Annotated in this window: 22 protein-coding genes and 2 tRNA genes; 8 read left to right on the forward strand and 16 right to left on the reverse strand. The window is 64.4% G+C overall.

Annotation, left to right across the window (positions count from 1 at the left end):
• The first annotated feature begins 108 nt into the window (after positions 1 to 108).
• On the forward strand, positions 109 to 321 hold the full coding sequence (locus tag ACJA3S_RS15495) for a hypothetical protein (protein WP_406819165.1): 213 nt from the start codon (positions 109 to 111) through the stop codon (positions 319 to 321).
• On the opposite strand, the gene ACJA3S_RS15500 is transcribed toward ACJA3S_RS15495, so the two are convergent.
• From ACJA3S_RS15500 to ACJA3S_RS15530, 7 genes are all read right to left on the reverse strand, one after another.
• Entirely contained in the window at positions 293 to 1,294 is a 1,002-nt protein-coding gene (locus ACJA3S_RS15500; RefSeq protein ID WP_406819166.1) for a nucleoside hydrolase, read from the reverse strand. The genes ACJA3S_RS15495 and ACJA3S_RS15500 overlap by 29 nt on opposite strands.
• A gap of 167 nt (positions 1,295 to 1,461) precedes the next feature.
• On the reverse strand, positions 1,462 to 1,860 hold the full coding sequence (rbsD, locus tag ACJA3S_RS15505; protein ID WP_406819167.1) for a D-ribose pyranase: 399 nt from the start codon (positions 1,858 to 1,860) through the stop codon (positions 1,462 to 1,464).
• Complete coding sequence (gene rbsK / locus ACJA3S_RS15510) at positions 1,857 to 2,765, reverse strand: ribokinase (RefSeq protein ID WP_406819168.1); 909 nt, start codon at positions 2,763 to 2,765, stop codon at positions 1,857 to 1,859. Before rbsK ends, rbsD begins: the two co-directional genes overlap by 4 nt.
• Before the next feature lie 15 nt (positions 2,766 to 2,780).
• Complete coding sequence (locus ACJA3S_RS15515; protein WP_406819169.1) at positions 2,781 to 3,803, reverse strand: LacI family DNA-binding transcriptional regulator; 1,023 nt, start codon at positions 3,801 to 3,803, stop codon at positions 2,781 to 2,783.
• Positions 3,804 to 3,807: 4 nt separating this feature from the next.
• Complete coding sequence (locus tag ACJA3S_RS15520) at positions 3,808 to 4,803, reverse strand: ABC transporter permease (RefSeq protein ID WP_170030412.1); 996 nt, start codon at positions 4,801 to 4,803, stop codon at positions 3,808 to 3,810.
• A complete protein-coding gene (locus ACJA3S_RS15525; RefSeq protein WP_406819170.1) occupies positions 4,800 to 6,353 on the reverse strand; it encodes a sugar ABC transporter ATP-binding protein in 1,554 nt (517 codons plus the stop codon). Before ACJA3S_RS15525 ends, ACJA3S_RS15520 begins: the two co-directional genes overlap by 4 nt.
• 21 nt (positions 6,354 to 6,374) lie before the next feature.
• On the reverse strand, positions 6,375 to 7,331 hold the full coding sequence (locus tag ACJA3S_RS15530; protein ID WP_406819171.1) for a sugar ABC transporter substrate-binding protein: 957 nt from the start codon (positions 7,329 to 7,331) through the stop codon (positions 6,375 to 6,377).
• Between the two features lie 255 nt (positions 7,332 to 7,586).
• On the opposite strand from ACJA3S_RS15530, the gene ACJA3S_RS15535 reads away from it, so the two are divergent.
• Both ACJA3S_RS15535 and ACJA3S_RS15540 read left to right on the forward strand, forming a co-directional pair.
• The gene (locus ACJA3S_RS15535) at positions 7,587 to 8,675 is read left to right on the forward strand and encodes an asparaginase (RefSeq protein WP_406819172.1); all 1,089 of its coding nucleotides are present in this window, start codon (positions 7,587 to 7,589) and stop codon (positions 8,673 to 8,675) included.
• A 132-nt stretch (positions 8,676 to 8,807) separates the two neighbouring features.
• The gene (locus ACJA3S_RS15540) at positions 8,808 to 9,050 is read left to right on the forward strand and encodes a DUF1654 domain-containing protein (RefSeq protein ID WP_406819173.1); all 243 of its coding nucleotides are present in this window, start codon (positions 8,808 to 8,810) and stop codon (positions 9,048 to 9,050) included.
• Positions 9,051 to 9,071: 21 nt separating this feature from the next.
• On the opposite strand, the gene ACJA3S_RS15545 is transcribed toward ACJA3S_RS15540, so the two are convergent.
• The 4 genes from ACJA3S_RS15545 to ACJA3S_RS15560 all read right to left on the reverse strand — a co-directional run bounded on the left by ACJA3S_RS15545 (position 9,072) and on the right by ACJA3S_RS15560 (position 10,739).
• Complete coding sequence (locus ACJA3S_RS15545) at positions 9,072 to 9,497, reverse strand: GTP pyrophosphokinase (RefSeq protein ID WP_225778332.1); 426 nt, start codon at positions 9,495 to 9,497, stop codon at positions 9,072 to 9,074.
• Between the two features lie 198 nt (positions 9,498 to 9,695).
• Positions 9,696 to 10,265: an SPOR domain-containing protein gene (locus ACJA3S_RS15550; protein WP_406819175.1), complete on the reverse strand. Its 570-nt coding sequence runs from the start codon at positions 10,263 to 10,265 to the stop codon at positions 9,696 to 9,698.
• Positions 10,266 to 10,396: 131 nt separating this feature from the next.
• Positions 10,397 to 10,473: transfer RNA gene (locus ACJA3S_RS15555), tRNA-Val, on the reverse strand.
• A gap of 189 nt (positions 10,474 to 10,662) precedes the next feature.
• A tRNA-Val gene (locus tag ACJA3S_RS15560) sits at positions 10,663 to 10,739 on the reverse strand.
• A 203-nt stretch (positions 10,740 to 10,942) separates the two neighbouring features.
• On the opposite strand from ACJA3S_RS15560, the gene ACJA3S_RS15565 reads away from it, so the two are divergent.
• Positions 10,943 to 12,226 (forward strand): FAD-binding oxidoreductase, encoded by a 1,284-nt coding sequence (locus ACJA3S_RS15565; RefSeq protein WP_170030418.1) that lies wholly within the window; start codon positions 10,943 to 10,945, stop codon positions 12,224 to 12,226.
• Between the two features lie 121 nt (positions 12,227 to 12,347).
• Here the strand turns inward: ACJA3S_RS15565 and ACJA3S_RS15570 are convergent, their stop codons facing one another.
• Positions 12,348 to 13,034, reverse strand: a complete 687-nt coding sequence (locus tag ACJA3S_RS15570; RefSeq protein WP_406819176.1) for a peptidase C39 family protein — start codon at positions 13,032 to 13,034, stop codon at positions 12,348 to 12,350.
• A 222-nt stretch (positions 13,035 to 13,256) separates the two neighbouring features.
• On the opposite strand from ACJA3S_RS15570, the gene ACJA3S_RS15575 reads away from it, so the two are divergent.
• The gene (locus tag ACJA3S_RS15575; protein ID WP_170030420.1) at positions 13,257 to 13,433 is read left to right on the forward strand and encodes a hypothetical protein; all 177 of its coding nucleotides are present in this window, start codon (positions 13,257 to 13,259) and stop codon (positions 13,431 to 13,433) included.
• Between the two features lie 128 nt (positions 13,434 to 13,561).
• Here ACJA3S_RS15575 and ACJA3S_RS15580 read toward each other — a convergent pair whose 3' ends face one another.
• Both ACJA3S_RS15580 and ACJA3S_RS15585 read right to left on the reverse strand, forming a co-directional pair.
• On the reverse strand, positions 13,562 to 14,314 hold the full coding sequence (locus ACJA3S_RS15580; protein WP_186674503.1) for a TerC family protein: 753 nt from the start codon (positions 14,312 to 14,314) through the stop codon (positions 13,562 to 13,564).
• A gap of 28 nt (positions 14,315 to 14,342) precedes the next feature.
• Positions 14,343 to 14,582, reverse strand: coding sequence for a hypothetical protein (locus ACJA3S_RS15585; protein ID WP_170030422.1), 240 nt, complete (start codon positions 14,580 to 14,582; stop codon positions 14,343 to 14,345).
• A gap of 131 nt (positions 14,583 to 14,713) precedes the next feature.
• Between ACJA3S_RS15585 and nhaR the strand changes: the two genes are divergently transcribed.
• The 3 genes from nhaR to ACJA3S_RS15600 all read left to right on the forward strand — a co-directional run bounded on the left by nhaR (position 14,714) and on the right by ACJA3S_RS15600 (position 17,709).
• Positions 14,714 to 15,607 (forward strand): transcriptional activator NhaR, encoded by an 894-nt coding sequence (gene nhaR, locus ACJA3S_RS15590; RefSeq protein WP_406819177.1) that lies wholly within the window; start codon positions 14,714 to 14,716, stop codon positions 15,605 to 15,607.
• 106 nt (positions 15,608 to 15,713) lie between these two features.
• The gene (gene sstT, locus ACJA3S_RS15595) at positions 15,714 to 16,925 is read left to right on the forward strand and encodes a serine/threonine transporter SstT (RefSeq protein WP_406819178.1); all 1,212 of its coding nucleotides are present in this window, start codon (positions 15,714 to 15,716) and stop codon (positions 16,923 to 16,925) included.
• Between the two features lie 136 nt (positions 16,926 to 17,061).
• The gene (locus tag ACJA3S_RS15600) at positions 17,062 to 17,709 is read left to right on the forward strand and encodes a YceH family protein (protein ID WP_406819179.1); all 648 of its coding nucleotides are present in this window, start codon (positions 17,062 to 17,064) and stop codon (positions 17,707 to 17,709) included.
• Positions 17,710 to 17,713: 4 nt separating this feature from the next.
• Here the strand turns inward: ACJA3S_RS15600 and ACJA3S_RS15605 are convergent, their stop codons facing one another.
• Entirely contained in the window at positions 17,714 to 17,902 is a 189-nt protein-coding gene (locus ACJA3S_RS15605) for a hypothetical protein (RefSeq protein ID WP_170030426.1), read from the reverse strand.
• 170 nt (positions 17,903 to 18,072) lie between these two features.
• On the reverse strand, positions 18,073 to 19,635 hold the full coding sequence (gene ahpF / locus ACJA3S_RS15610) for an alkyl hydroperoxide reductase subunit F (RefSeq protein ID WP_406819180.1): 1,563 nt from the start codon (positions 19,633 to 19,635) through the stop codon (positions 18,073 to 18,075).
• Between the last annotated feature and the right edge of the window lie 34 nt (positions 19,636 to 19,669).

Below are 19,669 nucleotides of genomic sequence, written 5' to 3' on the forward strand. Positions count from 1 at the left end.
TCAATGACGCAAAGTCATGATTTAGTGCAGGAAGTGGAGCGCACCCCGCCTCCATCGAACACCAGGGTCAGTGTTCGTCCTTCGTCCGGGCCCCCAACGAGAGCGTTAATGAGCAGCCACAGCATTGTTGCCGATATCAAGGTCAAATGGGCCGAAGGCCAGAGCGCGTACAGCCCCGGCACACCGGAAGAGTTGTTACTGATTGCCATCGACCTGCTGGTGCGCGACCGCGGCGGCGAGGCGGCGCGCAGCTTCATCGACCAGGTGTTCGAACGCTACGCGCCGCATGCGGCTATTCCAATCGAGCCAAACGCGCGCTGAGCAGGTCGAACAGGCCCTGGGCATCGCCCTGCTCCACCCATAGCACATTGGCAGGCTGCTTGAGCACACCGTACCAGTCGGCAATGGTCTGGCCGAAGGTGGGGCCTTCGCGGCTGTCGATGCTCATGTGGATGCGCCGGCCGCTGAACAGCTCGGGCTTGAGCAGGTAGGCGATGACGCTGGCGTCGTGCACCGGACCACCGGGCATGCCGTACAGGTCCATGTCGTGGGTGATGTAGGCGTTGAGGATGTCCACCACGCGCTTGCTGGCCTGGTTGTTCACCGCTGCCAATTGCTTGAGGCGAGCGTCACTGGTCAGCAGTTTGTGGGTGACATCCAGCGGCAGGTAGGTCAGTTGCATGCCGCTGGCCAGCACCACTTCGGCAGCATGCGGGTCGGCATACAGGTTGAATTCCGCCGCCGGGGTTATGTTGCCGCCGTTGAAGTGGGCACCACCCATGACTACCACCTGCTTGATGCCCTTGACGATCTCCGGGCGCTGGACCAGCGCCAGGGCCAGGTTGGTCTGCGGGCCGAGCATGGCGATGGTAATGCTGTGCGGCTTGGCGGCGCTGAGGGTGTCGACCAGGTATTGCACGGCATTGCCCTGGGCCAGGGGCGCTTTCGGTTCCTTGACTTCGACGCCGGTGAGGCCTTCCTCGCCATGCACCTCGGCGGCGTAGATCGGCTTGCGCAGCAGCGGGCGCCCGGCACCGGCGTACACCGGGATATCTTCGCGGCCAGCCCATTCGCGGGCCAGGCGGGCGTTGCGCGAGGTTTTTTCCAGGCGCACGTTGCCTGCCACGGTGGTGATGGCGCGAATTTTCAGTTCATCGGGCGAGGCCATGGCCAGGAACAGCGCGACCACGTCGTCGGCGCCGGGATCGGTGTCGATGATCAGGTCAATCGGGGCGGCCTGAACGGTGGCAGCGGTGACCATGAAGGCGATTCCTTGTAGCAGGGGTTTGAGCATGGTAGGCACTCCTGTTGCCAAAGCGAACGTCTGTAGGAGCGGCCTTGCGTCGCGATGGGCCGCAAAGCGGCCCCAGTTTTTCAGCTCCGCAGCCAACATTGCCGGGGCCGCTTCGCGCCCCATCGCGACACAAGGCCGCCCCCACAAAAAACAGCGTGTCCTGACGGTTAGAACGTGACGCCGGAAATCAGCGCGATGTTGCTGTAGGGCTGGCACTCGCCGGTGCGCACCAGCGCACGGGCGCTGCGCGACAGCACCTTGAACTCCTCATGGCTCAGCCATTCCCGCTTGCCCAGCTTGCCTTTCAGCCGCTCGATCTCGACCAGCGCCGGCGGCACCACTTTCTGCATCTCTTCGGCCAGCACGTGGCGCTCTACCTGCAGCTCGCTCAGCACCACGCGCAGCACACTGGCGAAATCCGGCAGGCCGGGCGTTACGGCCAGGTCGATCAGTTCGACACCCGGCGGTACCGGCAAGCCGGCATCGCCAATCACCAGGATGTCGCCATGCCCCATGCCGGCAATGGTGCGTGACAGGGCGACGTTCAGCAGCGGGGTTTTCTTCATGGTGCAAGCTCCGCCAGGTAGGGAATCGACGGCTGGGCCCCGGCACGGGTAACCGACAACGCTGCGGCGCGCTGGCCAAAGGCAATGGCTTCGCCCTCCTCCAGGCCGCGCACCAGGCCGGCGGCAAAGCCACCAATGAAGGTGTCGCCAGCAGCGGTGGTATCCAGCGGCTGCACCACCGGCGCAGGGAAGTGCCGGTGGCCCTGGGCGGTGACCAGCAGCGCACCTTGCGCGCCCAGGGTAATGATCACCTTGCCCGCGCCCAGCTGCAGCAAGCGCTCGCCAGCGCGCCGGGCACTGTCCAGGTCGGTCACCGCCACGCCACTCAGGGCTTCGGCCTCGCTTTCGTTGGGGGTGAGGTAGTCGATATGCGCGAACCAGGCCGTGGGCAGCGGGCCGGTGGCGGGCGCCGGGTTGAGGATCACCTGCTTGCCCAGCTCGTGCCCCCTGGCCAAGGTCCAGGCGACGGTCTCGGCCGGCACTTCCAGCTGGCAGATGATGATCTCGGCCGCCTGCAACAGCGCATCGAAGCGTTGCACCGACTGCGCTGTCAGCAGGCCATTGCCCCCCGGGATGATGACGATGCAGTTCTGGCTGGCCGCATCCACGGTGATCAGCGCCACACCGCTGGACACGCCCGGGCAGGTTTCGATCGCCCGGCAGTCGACGCCCTCGACATACAAGGCCTGGCGCAGTTGCTGGCCGTAGGCATCGTCACCCACGTTGCCGATCATCGCCACGCTGCCGCCCAGGCGCGCCACGGCCACGGCCTGGTTGGCGCCCTTGCCGCCGGGCACGGTGAAAAAACTGTCGCCGGGGAGCGTTTCGCCGGCCCGGGGCAGGCGCTGGGCGCGGGCCACCAGGTCCATGTTGAGGCTCCCGACCACCACGACCTTGGCACTCATGACATTTCCTTAGCGTTAGCGGTAATCATTGAACAGGTCCGGGCGTGGCCCGGTGGACTCGCGCAGCACCAGGCGCGGGGTGACGATGCGCTGCTCCGGCGCGCCCTGCCGAGGGCTACCGATGCGCGCCAGCAACAGCGAGGCGGCGCTTTCGCCCAGCTCGCGGATCGACTGGCCGACGGTGGTCAGCGGCGGATACACATAACGGCTGAGCTCGATGTCGTCGAAGCCGATCACCGACAGCTCGGCGGGCACGTTGATCTGGCGTTCGGCGGCGGCGCGCAGCACGCCGACACCGATCATGTCGTTGCCGGCAAAAATCGCCGTCGGCCGCTGGCCCTGCAGCACCTGCGCCGCCGCTGCGTAACCGCCCAGGCTGGTGAAGTCGCAGTGCAGCACGCGGTTGCCCGCGACCGTTGCGCCGGCCTCGGCCATGGCGCGCCGAAAGCCGCCCAGGCGCAGCTGGGACACCCCAGTTTCGGCGGGGCCGCCGATGTAGGCGATGTCGCGGTGGCCAAGCTCCAGCAGGTGACGGGTGGCCAGGTAGGCGCCCAGTTCGTGATCGATGCGCACCAGGTCGGCGTCCACGCCTTCCAGTTCGCGGTCGACGATGACCATCGGCGTGCGCACCCCGGCCAGGCTTTGCAGCAGGTCGCTGTCCTGGCCCACCGAGGCCACCACCAGGCCGTCGATGCGCTTTTCCAGCAGCACGCGCAGGTAACTGCGCTGCTTTTGCGGGTTGTCATCGGAGTTGCACAGGATCACGCAGTAGCCGTTGCGCTCACAGGCATCCTCGATACCCCGCGCCAGCTCGGCGAAGTACGGGTTGACGCTGTTGGGCACCAGCAGGCCGATGGTGGCGGTGCTGCGCGCCTTCAACGAACGCGCCACGGCGCTGGGCACGTAGTCGAGTTCAACGATGGCGGCTTCGACCTTCAGCCGCACCTGCTCGCTGACCGGGCGGGTCTTGTTCAGCACATGGGACACGGTGGTGTAGGAAATGCCCGCCAGTGCCGCGACGTCTTTGATGGTTGCCATGTTGTCAGTTCCGCCGGGCCGCGCGCCGGCTACGGTAAGTGTCGAGCACCACGGCGATGACGATCACCGCCCCGGTGATGATGCGTTTGGTCGGTTCGCTGGCGCCGATCTGCGCCAAGCCGGCAGCCAGTACGGAAATGATCAGCACGCCGAAAAAGGTGCTGATCACCGAGCCGCGCCCACCCATCAGGCTGGTGCCGCCAATCACCACGGCGGCGATCACCTGCAGCTCGAGGCCGGCGCCGGCGTTGGGGTCGGCCGCCTCCAGGCGCGAGATCTGGAACAGCGCGGCCAGCCCGGCGAGCAGGCCCATCAGGGCGAACACCAGCACCTTGTACGGGCGCGGATCGATACCGGCCAGGCGCACCGCCTCTTCGTTGGTGCCGATGCCGATCAGGTAGCGGCCAAACACCGTACGCGTCAGCACCAGCTGGGCCAGCACGATCACCAGCAAGGCGATGATGAACGCTGGCGAGATGCCGAATGCGATAGGGTTGGAGAACCAGGCATAGGCATCGCCGATATAGGCAGTGCGCGAGTCGGTGAACTGGTAGGCCAGGCCACGGGCCATTTCCAGCACGCCAAGCGAGACGATGAACGACGGGATGCGCCAGGCCACGGTAACGCCGCCGGTGATGCTGCCGGCCAACGCCGCCACGGCCATGCCCAGCAGGGCCGCAGGCAGCATGCCCCAGCCCCAGCCGAGGATCGCCACGCTGACGGTCGAGGCGGCCAGCGCCAGCACCGAGCCCACCGACAGGTCGATACCGCCGATGATCAGCACGAAGGTCATGCCCACCGCCAGCACCATCAGGTCGGGGATCTGGTTGGCCAGGGTGCTGAAGGTGTTGTACGACCAGAAGTGGCTGCTGAGGAACGAGAACAGCACGATCATGGCCAGCAACGCGCCGGCCAGGCCCAGGTAGGTACCCAGGCCAAAGTAGGTGCCACTGCGGCGCAGCGGTGCGGCGCCCTGGCTGTCGAGCGGGGTGGTTTTCATGCGTCCATCCTGGGGGCTGCATCGTGCAGCAGTGCGTCACGTTTCTGATAACCGGCAAAGGCGGCAGCCAGCAGCTGGTCCTGGCTCCAATGGCCGCGCTCGAAGGTGTCGATCAGGCGCCCGGCCGAGAGCACGGCAATGCGGTCGCAGATCAGCATCAGCTCGCGCAGGTCGCTGGACACCACCACCAGGGCCTTGCCCTGGCGCGCCAGTTCGGCCAGCAGGCCATAGATGTCGAACTTGGCACCGACGTCGATGCCACGGGTAGGCTCATCGAACAGCAGCACCTGGCAGTCACGCTCCAGCCAGCGGCCGATCACCACCTTCTGCTGGTTGCCACCGGACAGTTCGCCGACCACCTGCTGCGGGCCGGCAGTGCGGATGCGCATGGCCTGGATCTGCCGGGCGGCCAGGGCCTGCTCGGCCTGGCTATCGAGCACACCGGCGCGCGACACCGCACCCAGGTTGCCCAGGGCGATATTGGCGCTGATCGACTGGGTCAGCAGCAGGCCTTCGCCTTTACGGTCTTCGGTGATCAGGGCGATACCGGCCTGCACGGCGGCCTTGGGCGAGTCGATGGTGACCGCCTGCGGTGGCTGGCCGAGCGCGATGCTGCCGCTGTCGGCCCGGTCGGCGCCGTAGATCAGGCGCAACAGCTCGGTACGGCCGGCGCCGATCAGGCCGGAGATGCCGAAGATCTCCCCTGCCCTGACCTCAAACGACACCTCACGCACCTTGTCAGCGCGGCTGAGCTTGTCGACCCTGAGCAGCGGCGCACCGATCTGCCGACGGCCCAGGTCGATGTGCTCGCCCAGTTCGCGGCCGACCATCAGGTTGACCAGTTCGGCGCTGCTGTAGCGCTGGATCGGCTCGTCACACACCAGCCTGCCGTCGCGCAGCACGACGATGCGCTGGGCCACGCGCTGCAGCTCTTCAAGGCGGTGGGAAATGTAGACGATGGCCACACCACGCCGGCGCAGGCGTTCGATCTGGGTGAACAGCAGCTCCACTTCGCGCGCGGTGAGCATGGCGGTGGGTTCATCGAAGATCAGCACATGGCAGTCGCCGATCAGGTTGCGGGCGATCTCGACCATCTGTTGGTGGCCGATGCCCAGTTCGCCAACCGGGGTATCCGGGTCGATGGCGTCGAGGCCGACCTGGGCCATGGCGGCCGTGGCCAGCTGGCGCAGGCGCTTGTGGCTGATCCAGCCAAAGCGGCTGGGCAGGTTGTCGAGGAACAGGTTTTCCGCCACGGTCAGGGTGGGCAGCAGGTTCAGCTCCTGCATGACCATGCGCACGCCGAGGCGCTCGGCCTCGCTGCGGCTGCCGGGCGCATAGGCCTGGCCGCGGTAGTTCATATGCCCGCTGGTGGGGGTTTCCAGGCCACTGATGAGCTTGGACAGCGTGCTCTTGCCCGCGCCGTTCTCGCCGGTCAGGGCCAGTACTTCGCCGGCGCGCAGGCTCAGGCTGACCTCGGCCAGCACTGGTTGGGCGTAGGTCTTGCCCAGCCCGCTGGCGGCGAGCACCACTTCGTTGGCCGATGCAGGCATGGCCGTTTCTCCTGCCAGCAATCAGGGTTGGGTGATGAGTTGGACCGGGGTCTGGATGACGTTGTCGGCATCCACCTCGGGTTTCTCGCCCTTGACCATCTTCAACGCCGCCTGGATGCCGAACACCGCCTGCTGGCTGGCCGCCTGGTCGAGGGTGGCGAGCACCCGGCCATCCTTGAGCATGGGCTTGATGGCATTGATGTTGTCGTAGCCCACCACCTGCACCTGGCCGGTCTTGCCAGCGGCGCGCACGGCCGACACGGCGCCCAGGGCCATGCTGTCGTTGCCGGCCAGCAGGGCTTTCAGGTCCGGGTATTCGTTGAGCATGGAGGCGGCGACGGCGTTGCCCTTGTCGATTTCCCAATTGCCGCTCTGCACCGAGACGATCTTGATCTGCGCGGCGTCCATCGCGTCCTTGAAGCCGGCGGTGCGCTGCTGGGCGTTGGTGGTGGTCGGCACGCCTTCGATGATGCCGACCTGGTCGCCGGCCTTGAGCTTCTCCTTGGCCAGGTAGTCGCCGACCAGGCGCGCGCCCTTGCGGTTGTCGGGGCCAACGAACGGCACGCTGATGCCCTTGCTCTTGAGCAGTTCCGGGTCCAGGCGGTTGTCGATGTTGATCACCACCACGCCCTTGTCCATGGCTTTTTTCACTGCGGACACCAGCGCCTTGGAATCGGCCGGGGCGATCACCAGTGCCTTGGCACCGGCATTGACCATCTGTTCGACGATGCGGATCTGTTCGCCGGTGTCGGTCTCGTTCTTGATGCCGTTGGCGATCAGCTCGAAGTCGTCAGGGTGGGCTTTCTGGTAGTCCTTGGCGCCGTCTTCCATGGTGCGGAAGAACTCGTTCGCCAGGGATTTCATCACCAAGGCAACCTTGGGCTTGTCTTCGGCGTGGGCTGCGGAGAATGGCGTGGCGAAGGACAGCGAGGTAACGACAGCGAGGGCCAACAGACGGCCGGGGAACGGCAGTTTCATGGACGATGACTCCGAATCTTGTGGTTTTTGTCGGATAGCAAACGTTTGCGATACCTCACTATGGAAATACTACCGAGGTTTGTCAAATCCGTTTGGCTGTCGGAGGTCATAGGGCTGCCGGCCAGATTATCCAGAAAACTCTCACAAAATCGAACGCGTTTTCCTCTTTTTTGCGCGAAGTTGCGGACTGGATACTTGCCGCTCACTGCGTCAATACACCTCCATTTATCTCATCAGGCAGAGAGAACAATAACGATGAACGTCGCATTCAGGACCTTCGCCCCCAGCGCACTCGCCTTGCTGCTGGCGCTGCCAGCCATGGCCTCGGCCACCGCAGCCGAGCCCCGGCAGCAACGGGCCAATGTGGTTATCCTGGCCACTGGCGGCACCATCGCCGGCGCGGGTGCCAGTGCTGCCAACAGCGCCACCTACCAGGCCGCCAAGCTGGGTGTGGACAAGCTGATCGCCGGCGTGCCGGAACTGGCCGAGCTGGCCAATGTACGGGGCGAGCAGGTGCTGCAGATAGCCTCGGAAAGCATCACCAACGACGACTTGCTCAAGCTCGGCAAACGCGTTGCCGAGCTTGCCGACAGCAAGGACGTCGACGGTATCGTCATCACCCACGGCACCGACACCCTGGAAGAAACCGCCTACTTCCTCAACCTGGTGGAGAAGACCGACAAGCCGATCGTGGTGATCGGCTCGATGCGCCCGGGCACCGCCATGTCCGCCGACGGCATGCTCAACCTGTACAACGCCGTGGCCGTGGCCAGCGACAAGCAGTCACGCGGCAAAGGTGTGCTGGTGACCCTGGATGACGAGATCCAGTCTGGCCGCGATGTGAGCAAGGTGATCAACCTAAAGACCGAAGCCTTCAAGAGCGCCTGGGGCCCGATGGGCATGGTGGTGGAAGGCAAATCCTACTGGTTCCGCCTGCCCGCCAAGCGCCACACAGTCGATTCCGAGTTCGACATCAAGCAGATCAGCAGCCTGCCGCAGGTGGACATTGCCTATGGCTACGGCAATGTCACCGACACTGCCTACAGGGCGCTGGCACAGAACGGCGCCAAGGCGCTGATCCATGCCGGGACCGGCAACGGCTCGGTGTCAGCGCGGGTAGTCCCGACCCTGCAGCAGCTGCGCAAGAACGGCGTGCAGATCATCCGCTCGTCGCACGTCAACCAGGGCGGTTTCGTGCTGCGCAACGCCGAGCAGCCGGATGACCAGAACGACTGGGTGGTGGCCCATGACCTGAACCCGCAAAAAGCGCGGATCCTGACAATGGTAGCGCTCACCAGGACCCAGGACAGCAAGGAGCTGCAGCGGATCTTCTGGGAATATTGATTGCCGCCCAAAGGAGGCTGGAGCGCAAATCCGCACCAGCCTCCTTGGCCGCAGGGGTTTCCGACCAAGCTGTTGCGAAATAACTTACAGTGAAATACTGTATGTTAATACAGCAAAAACAAGGAAACGCTTGTGTCCAACACTGCCTCCGCCACCCCCGACAGCTACCAGCAACTGGGTATGCGCATCCAGAAGATCATCAACAGCCCCACCGCCCAGCGCAGCCGGGCGGCGCTGATCTTCCGCCTGGAACACGAAACCCCCGAAGACTGGGAAACCTTGCTTGAGGAAATCGCCGAAAACGACAACGTCACCCTCGCCCATCGCGACGATGGCGGCGTGCAGATTTTCTGGACCGTGCCCAAGGAAGATTGACCGCGCAGGCGCCCGCCTCCCTCAGGCCAGCCCCTGCAGATAGGCACTGGCCTCGCGGTAACGGGCCAACCGCGCCAGGTCGGCAGGGCCCGGGCAAGGAATGCGCGATAGGTCGCTGTTGTCGGCCAGGTCGGCCAGTTTGACGGTGCGCGCCAGCGGGTCATCGCCCAGGCGCACCACGAAGTCCTGGTAAGCCTCGCCCTTGCGGCGGCTGAGCGCCAGCAAGGCGGCAAGGATTTTCAGCGCGAAACCTTCGCGCGCCAGGTCGGAAAGGGTCAGCGGGGTATCTTCGATCACATCGTGAAGCACCGCGACAATCCGTTGTTCAGGTGTGGAAACCCGCATCATCACGCGTAGCGGGTGGAGAATATACGCTGCCCCACCCTTGTCGTATTGCCCTTCATGCGCCCTGGCGGCCACGGCAATGGCCCGCTCCAGTGTAGACATGAGGCCCTCCCCGTTCGGCTTCTTCCTGCCAAGCATAGCCAAACTTGGGCCACCGCGGTCCGTGTAGGAGCGGCCTTGCGTCGCGATGGGCTGCGTAGCAGCCCCAGGGGTTCGGCGTCACGGCAGACTCTGTGGGGCTGCTACGCAGCCCATCGCGACACAAGGCCGCTCCTACAGAGGCCGTGCAAGGCTGTGCAGTCAGCGGGCTGCGCCGTGCTGGATAACCACCGAATCGGTGCCCAGCTTGGCCATCACCTCGGCCTGGCGGGCTTCGGCTTCCTCACGGGTCGGGAACGGCCCCATCAGCACCACTGGCTTGCCGTCGCGGTACTCCACCGAGGACGGAATGCCCTTTTCGATCAGGCGCGCAGTCATGTCGCTGAGCGCACCCATGTTGGCACCCTGGATCACTTCCACATCCCAGCCTTGCGGGGCCGGCTGGCCAGCCAGGGCCTCGGCGCGGCGCTGCAGGTCGGCGCCGCCGCACATCTCGCGGATGCGCAGGTTGTTGCCGCTGTCATCGACAATGATTTCGTACTGGCCATCACGCTTGATCGCCACATAGCTGCGGTAGGGCTCGTACTGCCCGGCATCATCCTTGCCGCGTACCTGGCCGCAGATGGTGCCCTGGGTGTCGATCCGCACATTGCCGAACTTGGCCGTGCTGGGGTTGTGCAGGTGTTCGGCCACCTGCTTGTGCACGCCTTCGACCTCGTTCTCACAGCCCGCCAGGGCGAGCACTGCCATTACCACAGCCAGTTTGCGCACGCGTGTACCTCCAGATTCGAAGGGGCGGATTCTAGCACGCCGGGCAATGTCCCGAAGCGCGACCAAACGTTACAGCCTGCTTCGCGCGCACAGCAAAAAGGGCGATCATTGCTGATCGCCCTTTTCGGATTTGGTAGGCACAATTGGACTCGAACCAACGACCCCCACCATGTCAAGGTGGTGCTCTAACCAACTGAGCTATGTGCCTGTCGTGTGGTGCGCATATTAGAGATCAAACACACACCTGTAAAGCGTTTTTTTCAGAAAAATCAAAAACTTTCGACAACCGCCCAGGGCGAGGCAGCCTCGCGTCGCAACCGCCAGCACATCCGCCCGGCGCCAGATAGAATCGCAATGAAAAAAGGGGTGACCCTTACGGATCACCCCTTCTTCGATTTGGTAGGCACAATTGGACTCGAACCAACGACCCCCACCATGTCAAGGTGGTGCTCTAACCAACTGAGCTATGTGCCTGTCGTGTGGTGCGCATTCTACTCATTCCAAAAACCCTGTCAACACTTTTTTTCGCGCTAAGCTACTGAATCATAAACTCTTTATAGAAAGGTGCACGGGCAAGGGCCGGGTAAAGGATTTTCAACGGACGACTAGCGGGTGTTTATTATTATTGATAGCATCGGTACATTCGTTAAAAATATAAAACACGAGGTTCCTGCAGCATGGCTAACACCCCCTACCCCCAGTCCTACTACGCCGCCTCGGCCAACCCGGTGCCGCCACGTCCGGCGCTGCAGGGTGAGGTGGAAACCGATGTGTGCATCATCGGCGCCGGTTACACCGGCCTGTCCAGCGCCCTGTTCCTGCTGGAGAACGGCTTCAAGGTGAGCATCGTCGAAGCGGCCAAGGTCGGCTTCGGCGCGTCGGGCCGTAACGGCGGCCAGATCGTCAACAGCTACAGCCGCGACATCGATGTGATCGAGCGCACGGTCGGCCCCAAGCAGGCGCAACTGCTGGGCCACATGGCCTTCGAAGGCGGGCGCATCATTCGTGAGCGCGTGGCCAAGTACAACATCCAGTGCGACCTGAAGGACGGCGGCGTGTTCGCGGCCCTCACCAGCAAGCAGATGGGCCACCTGGAGTCGCAAAAACGCCTGTGGGAACGCTTTGGCCACAACCAGCTGGAGCTGATGGACCAGAAGCGTATCCGCGAAGTGGTTGCCTGCGACAACTACGTGGGCGGCATGCTGGACATGAGCGGCGGCCACATTCACCCGCTGAACCTGGCCCTGGGCGAGGCGGCGGCGGTCGAGTCGCTGGGCGGCATCATCTATGAGCAAACCCCGGCCGTACGCATCGAGCGTGGCGCCAACCCGGTGGTGCACACCCCGCAGGGCAAGGTCCGCGCCAAGTTCATCATCGTCGCCGGCAACGCCTACCTGGGCAACCTGGTGCCGGAGCTGGCCAGCAAGTCCATGCCGTGCGGTACCCAGGTGATCACCACCGAGCCGCTGGGCGAGGAACTGGCACGCACCCTGCTGCCGCAGGATTACTGCGTCGAGGATTGCAATTACCTGCTCGACTACTACCGCCTGACCAGTGACAAGCGCCTGATCTTCGGTGGTGGCGTGGTGTATGGCGCGCGTGACCCGGCCAACATCGAGGCGATCATCCGGCCGAAGATGCTCAAGGCCTTCCCGCAGCTGAAGAACGTGAAGATCGACTACGCCTGGACCGGCAACTTCCTGCTGACCCTGTCGCGCCTGCCACAGGTTGGCCGTATCGGCGACAATATCTATTACTCGCAGGGCTGTTCGGGCCACGGCGTGACCTACACCCACCTGGCCGGCAAGGTGCTGGCCGAGGCCATGCGTGGCCAGGCCGAGCGCTTCGATGCCTTCGCCGGCCTGCCGCACTACCCGTTCCCGGGCGGGCAGATGCTGCGGGTGCCGTTCAGCGCCCTGGGTGCCTGGTACTACAGCCTGCGCGATCGCCTGGGCTTCTGATGTAGCCAGGCCTGGCCTCTTCGCGGGTAAACCCGCTCCCACAGGGACATCACTGGACCTGAGGGCAGCGGGTTTCCTGTGGGAGCGGGTTCACTCGCGAAAGGGCCGGTACAGATAAACGCTATTTGTTCAGGCTGCTCACAGCCTGCTTCGCCGCAATCTCCTGCCCCGCCCGGGCCAGTTCATCGGCAGCCTGCAACCAGCGCTGGCGGTCGACCTGGGCCGGCAGCTGCCGCGGTGGCTGCACCAGCACCGCCCAACTCCCCTGCCTGGCCCATGCCGAGGCAAAGTCATCGAACGCCATCAGTTGCCGCCGGTGCATGCCCGAGCGCAACAGCACCCGTTGCTTGTAGCGGTCATAGCCAATCAGTACGGCATAGCGTGGCTCACCCCACCAGGCCGCACCGTCCTCATAACGCAGCAGTACCGGGTTGCCCGCCGCCACCTGGATCAACAGCGCGTCCAGTTGCTTGTCCAGGGGATACACCACCCTGCCGTAGTCCCGCGCCACCCGCGGGATGGTGCTGTCCAGCGCGTCGGCGCCCTGGGGCAGGTTCAACGGCTGGTCCAGCAGCCCCGGGGTGATGGGCGCGCCCTGTTGCGACAGGACCGCCGCCAAGGCCATGGCGCCACTGTGGTTGGCGTTGCCCCGGTAGAACGGCACGCTGCTGATTTCCACCCGCTGCGGCAGGCTGTTGAGGCTGGCGGGCGGCGTACCGGCACAGCCGGCCAGGCTGGCGGCCAGCAGGCAGGCCAGCAGCAACCGGCGTGGGGGGGTGATTGCCGACTTGAAGGGATCTTGCTCCATGGACACTCGCTTGTTCCAACGCCAGGCAGGCAGCGCCCGGCTCTGCCAGCGATCATAGGACGGACCGCGGCGCGGGTATAGCCCGGCACCGGCTAGGAGCAAAACGGACCAAGCAGTAGACCTTCGGTCAATGGAACGTCACAGGCGAACGGCTAGACTAAACCAGTGTCTGTAGGGCAAGCGCGGGCTGGCCGAGCGCAGCCCGTAGAGTTGGAGGCACAGATGAGCCTGACCGTGGCAATTCTCATGCTGGTGGGCATGTGGCTGAGCGTCGCAGCCGCCATGCTGTGGGGTGTGATGCGTATCGTGCGGCGCCATTCCCACCATCACCTGCCGCCGCAGGCCCCTGCCAGAGCGCAGCCTGCACACCGGGCCCGGCGGCATGCCGGGGTGCACTGAGCAGCAATTTCCTTATCCCCATTCGCGGGCAAGCCCGCTCCCACAGATGCTGCACAGTTTTCAATGCCTGTGCTGTCCCTGTGGGAGCGGGCTTGCCCGCGAATGGGGCGCAACGCGCCCCCGCTACCTCACCCTTGCGCCGCTTCGCGCTTCAACCGCGCCCGACGGGCCAGGATGTTGAGGATCTCGATCGCCGTCGAGAACGCCATGGCCGCATACACATAGCCCTTCGGTACATGGGCGCCGAAACCTTCGGCAATCAGCGTCATGCCGATCATGATCAGGAAGCCCAGGGCCAGCATTACCACGGTCGGGTTGTCGTTGATGAAGTTGGCCAGCGGGTCGGCGGCCACCATCATGACGATTACTGCGGTGATCACGGCAATGATCATGATCGGCAAGTGCTCGGTCATGCCCACGGCGGTGATGATGCTGTCGACCGAGAAGACGATGTCCAGCAACAGGATCTGGAAGATCGCCGCGGCAAAGCCCAGGGTGACCGTCGAGGAAACCTTGGCTTCTTCCTTGGCACCGTGCGGGTCGACGTTTTCGTGGATTTCCTTGGTCGCCTTCCACAGCAGGAACAGGCCACCGGCAATCAGGATCACGTCCTTCCAGGAGAAGGCGTTGCCGAACACTTCGAACACCGGGTCGGTCAGCTGGACGATCCAGGCCACCGTGCTGAGCAAGGCCAGGCGCATGACCAGGGCCATGCTGATACCGATACGGCGCGCCTTGGAGCGATATTCCACCGGCAGCTTGTTGGTCAGGATGGAGATGAAGATCAGGTTGTCGATGCCCAGTACAACTTCCATGGCCACCAGCGTAGCCAAGGCAACCCAGGCAGTAGGGCTAGCGACGAGTTCCAGCAAGTATTCCATTGTTCACATCCTGCAGCAGCGGTTGGGGTCAGATTTCCTGGGTGTCTTTGTGCTTGTCGGCGTCCTCGGGCGCATGCCCTTCCCTGCCGATGGCCTCGCTCAACGCCTGCTGGGCGGCCTTGTTGGTGTCGTCGATCGCCTGCTTGGCCGACTGCGCGGCCTGGTCGAGCATCTGCTGGGCAGACTTCTCGGCCTGCTCGCAACCGGCCAGGGCGAACAGGGCCAAGGCTAGCACCAGCGGCGTGCCGATGGATTTGAATTGCAGCATGGGTTCCTCGCTTGTGTGTTCCGGTGGCGCACAGGGCGCCTGATGGAGCGCATTCTAGGGCGCGCAATACATCAGGAAAATTCGTATTTTCAGCAGCTATACTTCGGTTTTTACGAATCCGGAACGCACCGATGCTCAACTACCGGCAATTGCACTACTTCTGGGCCGTGGCCAAGACCGGCAGCATCGCCCGCGCCAGCGAACAGTTGAACCTGACCCCGCAAACCATCAGCGGGCAGATCAGCCTGTTCGAACAGACCTACGGCCTGGAACTGTTCCAGCGCGTCGGGCGCCAGCTGGAGCTGACCGAAACCGGGCGCCAGGCGTTGGTCTATGCCGAGCAGATGTTCCAGCTGGGCGGCGAGCTCGAAGCCATGCTGCGGGCCGGCCCGCAGGAGCAGATCTTGTTCCGCGTCGGCGTGGCGGACGTGGTGCCCAAGTCGATCGTCTATCGCCTGCTGGCACCGACCATGGAGCTGGACGATGTGCTGCGCATCAATTGCCGTGAAGACAAGCTGGAACGGTTGCTGGCCGACCTGGCAATCCAGCGCCTGGACCTGGTCATCTCCGACAGCCCGATGCCCAGCCACCTGGACATCAAGGGCTACAGCCAGAAACTGGGTGAGTGCGGGCTGAGCTTTTTCGCCACCCCGGCCTTGGCCCGCCGCCATGCTGGCGCCTTCCCCGGCTGCCTGCAGGATGCGCCCTTGCTGATCCCCGGCCAGGAGACGGTGGTACGCAGCCGCTTGCTGCGCTGGCTGGGCGAGCAGCAGGTGCAGCCACGGATCGTCGGTGAGTTCGATGACAGCGCGCTGATGCAGGCGTTCGGGCAATCGGGCAGCGGCATCTTCGTCGCCCCCAGCGTGATCGCCGAGGAAGTGTGCCGCCAGTACGGTGTGCAACTGGTCGGGCAGACCGAGGCGGTACACGAATCGTTCTATGCCATTTCCGTGGAGCGCAAGGTCAAGCACCCGGGGATCGTGGCGATTACCGAGGGGGCGCGGCGGGAGTTGTTTCATTGGTAGCCATGAGAGCCCTTTCGCGGGCAAGCCTGCGAAAGGGCTGCCCCTGCTCGACCAAGGTCTATGGTAAAGTCGCGCCTTTTTCGAACATGCCGGGATACCGCTGCACATGACTCCTGTCCTCCGTTTCATCAACCGCACCAGCCTGGTGACCCAGATCGTCATCGGCCTGATCGCCGGTATCGCCCTGGCCTTGCTCGCGCCTGCCATCGCCCGTGACATGGCGTTCCTCGGCAAGGTATTCGTCAGCGCCCTCAAGGCAGTGGCACCGGTACTGGTGTTCATCCTGGTCATGGCCTCGATCGCCAACCACCGCCACGGCCAGGAAACCCATATTCGGCCGATTCTCTGGCTGTACCTGCTGGGTACCTTCGGCGCCGCAGTAGTCGCGGTGGTCGCCAGCATGCTGTTCCCCTCGACCCTGGCGTTGAACGCCAGCGAGGCTACGCTGAGCGCCCCGGGCGGTATCGGCGAAGTGCTGCAGAACCTGCTGCTGAGTGCGGTCGACAACCCGATCAACGCCCTGCTCAACGCCAACTTCATCGGCGTGCTGACCTGGGCCATCGGCCTGGGCGTGGCCCTGCGCCATGCCGGCGAAACCACCCGCAAGGTGGTAGAAGACCTGTCCACCGGCGTCACCTTGATCGTCCGCGTGGTCATCCGCTTCGCCCCGCTGGGTATCTTTGGCCTGGTCAGCGCCACTCTCGCCCAGTCGGGCCTGGACGCCCTGCTCGGCTACCTGCACCTGCTGGCGGTGCTGATCGGCTGCATGCTGTTCGTGGCGCTGGTAATGAACCCGCTGATCGTGTTCTGGAAGATTCGCCGCAACCCCTTCCCGCTGACTCTGTTGTGCCTGCGCGAAAGCGGCATCACCGCGTTCTTCACCCGCAGCTCGGCGGCCAACATCCCGGTCAACCTGGCCCTGTCGGAACGCCTTGGCCTGCATGAAGACACCTATTCGGTGTCGATCCCGCTGGGTGCGACCATCAACATGGCCGGTGCGGCCATCACCATTACCGTGCTGACCCTGGCGGCGGTGCACACCCTGGGGATCGTGGTCGACCTGCCGACCGCCGTGCTGCTCAGCGTGGTGGCGGCAGTCTGTGCCTGCGGTGCCTCGGGGGTGGCTGGCGGCTCGCTGCTGCTGATTCCGCTGGCGGCCAGCCTGTTTGGCATCCCCAGCGAGATTGCCATGCAGGTGGTGGCGGTAGGCTTCATCATCGGCGTGCTGCAGGATTCGGCCGAGACGGCGCTGAATTCCTCGACCGATGTGCTGTTCACCGCGGCGGCGTGCCAGGCCGAAGCGCGGCGCAACGCTTGAGCTGGCCGGGGCCGCGTTGCGGCCCTTCGCGACACAAGGCCGCGCCTGCACGCAAAGGACCGCACTGCGGCCCCAATTGCCTTGTGCGGTGGCATTACCTACCCTAGTGGCCTTTCCCCAGCAACGAGGCAGGGCCATGTCAGAACACCAGACCGCAGGCGAAGGCCGTTTCAACAGCATCGAGATCCGCATTCTCGGCGCGCTGATCGAAAAGCAGGCCACCAGCCCGGAAAGCTACCCGCTGACCCTCAACGCCCTGGTGCTGGCGTGCAACCAGAAGACCAGCCGCGAGCCGGTCATGAACCTTACCCAAGGCCAGGTCGGCCAGGCCCTGCGCGCCCTCGAAGGGCAAGACATGGCGCGGCTGCAAATGGGCAGCCGCGCCGACCGCTGGGAACATAGGGTGGACAAGGCGCTGGAGCTGGTGCCGGCGCAGCTGGTGCTGATGGGCCTGATGTTCCTGCGCGGCCCGCAAACCCTCAACGAACTGCTGACCCGCAGCAACCGGCTGCATGACTTCGACGACATCGAACAGGTCCAGCACCAGCTGGAGCGCCTGATCGCCCGTGGCCTGGCCTTGCACCTGCCACGCCAGGCCGGGCAGCGCGAAGACCGTTATACCCACGCGCTGGGCGACCCGGCGGAAATCGAGGCGATCCTCGCCGCGCGGCAGCAGGAAGGCAGCCCGCGCAGCAGTGCCGGGAATGTGTCGGAAGAACGTATCGAAGCCCTCGAAGCCCGCATTGCCGCGCTGGAGGCCCGCCTGGCCGCGCTGGAAGGCTGAGCCGTCACGGCTCCGGGTCGGGGAAGTTACGGCAGCTCTTGCGCTCGGCCAGCTCCCGGTCGGTGGGGCGCTGGTCGACGAACACGGTGCGGCCGTCGGCGTAGATTTCCAGGTAGCCCCAGTGCAGGTCTTGCTCTTGTTGCCCGGGCTTGGGCGGGACTAGCCACCAGGGTTCGCGGCTGATCAGGGTCATGGGTCGGGTTCCTGAAGGTGTCTGCAGTAATCATAGACACCCTCAAGATGAGCTTTGCCAGTTCTGACGCATTCGCGGGCGAGCCCGCTCCCACCAGGTTCTCCACTGGCATTGAAAAAGTGTGGAGTACCTGTGGGAGCGGGCTTGCCCGCGAAGAGGCCGGCCCAGGCTTACGCTGGTGCCGAAGTGCGGATCAGGTGATCGAAGGCCGCCAGTGAAGCCTTGGCGCCCTCGCCCACGGCAATCACGATCTGCTTGTACGGCACCGTGGTCACGTCACCGGCAGCGAACACCCCCGGGATGCTGGTCTGGCCCTTGGCGTCGACGATGATCTCGCCACGCGGCGACAGCTCGACGGTGCCTTTCAGCCAGTCGGTGTTCGGCAGCAGGCCGATCTGCACGAAGATGCCCTCCAGCGCCACCTCGTGCTGCTGCTCCGTGGTACGGTCCTGGTAGCGCAGGCCGGTGACTTTCTCGCCATTGCCCAACACTTCGGTGGTCAGCGCGCTGGTGATCACCTTGACGTTCGGCAGGCTGTGCAGCTTGCGTTGCAATACCGCATCGGCGCGCAGCTGGCTATCGAATTCGATCAAGGTCACCTGGGCGACGATACCGGCCAGGTCAATGGCCGCTTCCACCCCCGAGTTGCCACCACCGATCACCGCCACGCGCTTGCCCTTGAACAGCGGGCCATCGCAATGCGGGCAGTAGGCCACGCCACGGGCGCGGTATTCCTGCTCGCCGGGCACGTTCATTTCGCGCCAGCGCGCACCGGTGGCCAGGATCACGGTCTTGGCCTTGAGCGAGGCACCGCCGGCCAGGCGGACTTCATGCAAGCCGCCATCGGTGGCCGGGATCAGCGCTTCACCGCGCTGCAGGTTCATGATGTCGACGTCGTACTGCTTGACGTGTTCTTCCAGGGCCGTGGCCAGTTTCGGCCCTTCGGTTTCCTGCACCGAGATGAAGTTCTCGATGGCCAGGGTATCGAGCACCTGGCCACCGAACCGCTCGGCGGCAATACCGGTGCGGATGCCCTTGCGTGCGGCATAGATGGCCGCCGAGGCGCCGGCGGGGCCACCGCCGACCACCAGCACGTCGAAGGCGTCCTTGGCGTTGATCTTCTCGGCCTGGCGAGCGCCGGCGTTGGTGTCGATCTTGCCGAGGATTTCTTCCAGGCCCATGCGGCCCTGGCCAAACACTTCACCGTTCAGGTAGATGCTCGGCACCGCCATGATCTTGCGCGATTCCACTTCGGCCTGGAACAGCGCACCGTCGATCGCCACGTGGCGCACGTTGGGGTTGAGCACGGCCATCAGGTTCAGCGCCTGGACCACGTCCGGGCAGTTCTGGCACGACAGCGAGAAGTAGGTTTCGAAGGTGAATTCGCCTTCCAATGCCTGGATCTGCTCGATCACTTCGGCACTGGCCTTGGACGGGTGGCCGCCGACTTGCAGCAGGGCCAGCACCAGCGAGGTGAATTCGTGGCCCATGGGGATGCCGGCAAAGCGCAGGCTGATCTGGCCATTCGGGCGGTTGAGCGAGAACGATGGACGACGGGCGTCATCACCATCCACGCGCAGGGTAATCAGGCTCGACAGGCCGGCGATCTCCACCAGCAGGTCGTGCAATTCGCGGGACTTCGCGCCGTCGTCGAGGGAAGCAACGATCTCGATCGGCTGGGTGACCCGCTCCAGGTAGGTTTTCAGTTGCGATTTAAGCGTGGCGTCCAACATACGGGGCGATTCCTTTTTCATAACTCGGATACAA

The sequence above is a fragment of the Pseudomonas sp. KnCO4 genome (assembly GCF_045344305.1).
Lineage (GTDB): Bacteria > Pseudomonadota > Gammaproteobacteria > Pseudomonadales > Pseudomonadaceae > Aquipseudomonas > Aquipseudomonas anuradhapurensis.

Coding starts and splice junctions, on each gene's coding strand:
- ACJA3S_RS15495 (WP_406819165.1), top strand. CDS start 109: ATGAGCAGCCACAGCATTGTTGCCGATATCAAGGTCAAATGGGCCGAA.
- ACJA3S_RS15500 (WP_406819166.1), bottom strand. CDS start 1,294: ATGCTCAAACCCCTGCTACAAGGAATCGCCTTCATGGTCACCGCTGCC.
- rbsD (WP_406819167.1), bottom strand. CDS start 1,860: ATGAAGAAAACCCCGCTGCTGAACGTCGCCCTGTCACGCACCATTGCC.
- rbsK (WP_406819168.1), bottom strand. CDS start 2,765: ATGAGTGCCAAGGTCGTGGTGGTCGGGAGCCTCAACATGGACCTGGTG.
- ACJA3S_RS15515 (WP_406819169.1), bottom strand. CDS start 3,803: ATGGCAACCATCAAAGACGTCGCGGCACTGGCGGGCATTTCCTACACC.
- ACJA3S_RS15520 (WP_170030412.1), bottom strand. CDS start 4,803: ATGAAAACCACCCCGCTCGACAGCCAGGGCGCCGCACCGCTGCGCCGC.
- ACJA3S_RS15525 (WP_406819170.1), bottom strand. CDS start 6,353: ATGCCTGCATCGGCCAACGAAGTGGTGCTCGCCGCCAGCGGGCTGGGC.
- ACJA3S_RS15530 (WP_406819171.1), bottom strand. CDS start 7,331: ATGAAACTGCCGTTCCCCGGCCGTCTGTTGGCCCTCGCTGTCGTTACC.
- ACJA3S_RS15535 (WP_406819172.1), top strand. CDS start 7,587: ATGAACGTCGCATTCAGGACCTTCGCCCCCAGCGCACTCGCCTTGCTG.
- ACJA3S_RS15545 (WP_225778332.1), bottom strand. CDS start 9,497: ATGTCTACACTGGAGCGGGCCATTGCCGTGGCCGCCAGGGCGCATGAA.
- ACJA3S_RS15565 (WP_170030418.1), top strand. CDS start 10,943: ATGGCTAACACCCCCTACCCCCAGTCCTACTACGCCGCCTCGGCCAAC.
- ACJA3S_RS15570 (WP_406819176.1), bottom strand. CDS start 13,034: ATGGAGCAAGATCCCTTCAAGTCGGCAATCACCCCCCCACGCCGGTTG.
- ACJA3S_RS15575 (WP_170030420.1), top strand. CDS start 13,257: ATGAGCCTGACCGTGGCAATTCTCATGCTGGTGGGCATGTGGCTGAGC.
- ACJA3S_RS15580 (WP_186674503.1), bottom strand. CDS start 14,314: ATGGAATACTTGCTGGAACTCGTCGCTAGCCCTACTGCCTGGGTTGCC.
- ACJA3S_RS15585 (WP_170030422.1), bottom strand. CDS start 14,582: ATGCTGCAATTCAAATCCATCGGCACGCCGCTGGTGCTAGCCTTGGCC.
- nhaR (WP_406819177.1), top strand. CDS start 14,714: ATGCTCAACTACCGGCAATTGCACTACTTCTGGGCCGTGGCCAAGACC.
- sstT (WP_406819178.1), top strand. CDS start 15,714: ATGACTCCTGTCCTCCGTTTCATCAACCGCACCAGCCTGGTGACCCAG.
- ACJA3S_RS15600 (WP_406819179.1), top strand. CDS start 17,062: ATGTCAGAACACCAGACCGCAGGCGAAGGCCGTTTCAACAGCATCGAG.
- ACJA3S_RS15605 (WP_170030426.1), bottom strand. CDS start 17,902: ATGACCCTGATCAGCCGCGAACCCTGGTGGCTAGTCCCGCCCAAGCCC.
- ahpF (WP_406819180.1), bottom strand. CDS start 19,635: ATGTTGGACGCCACGCTTAAATCGCAACTGAAAACCTACCTGGAGCGG.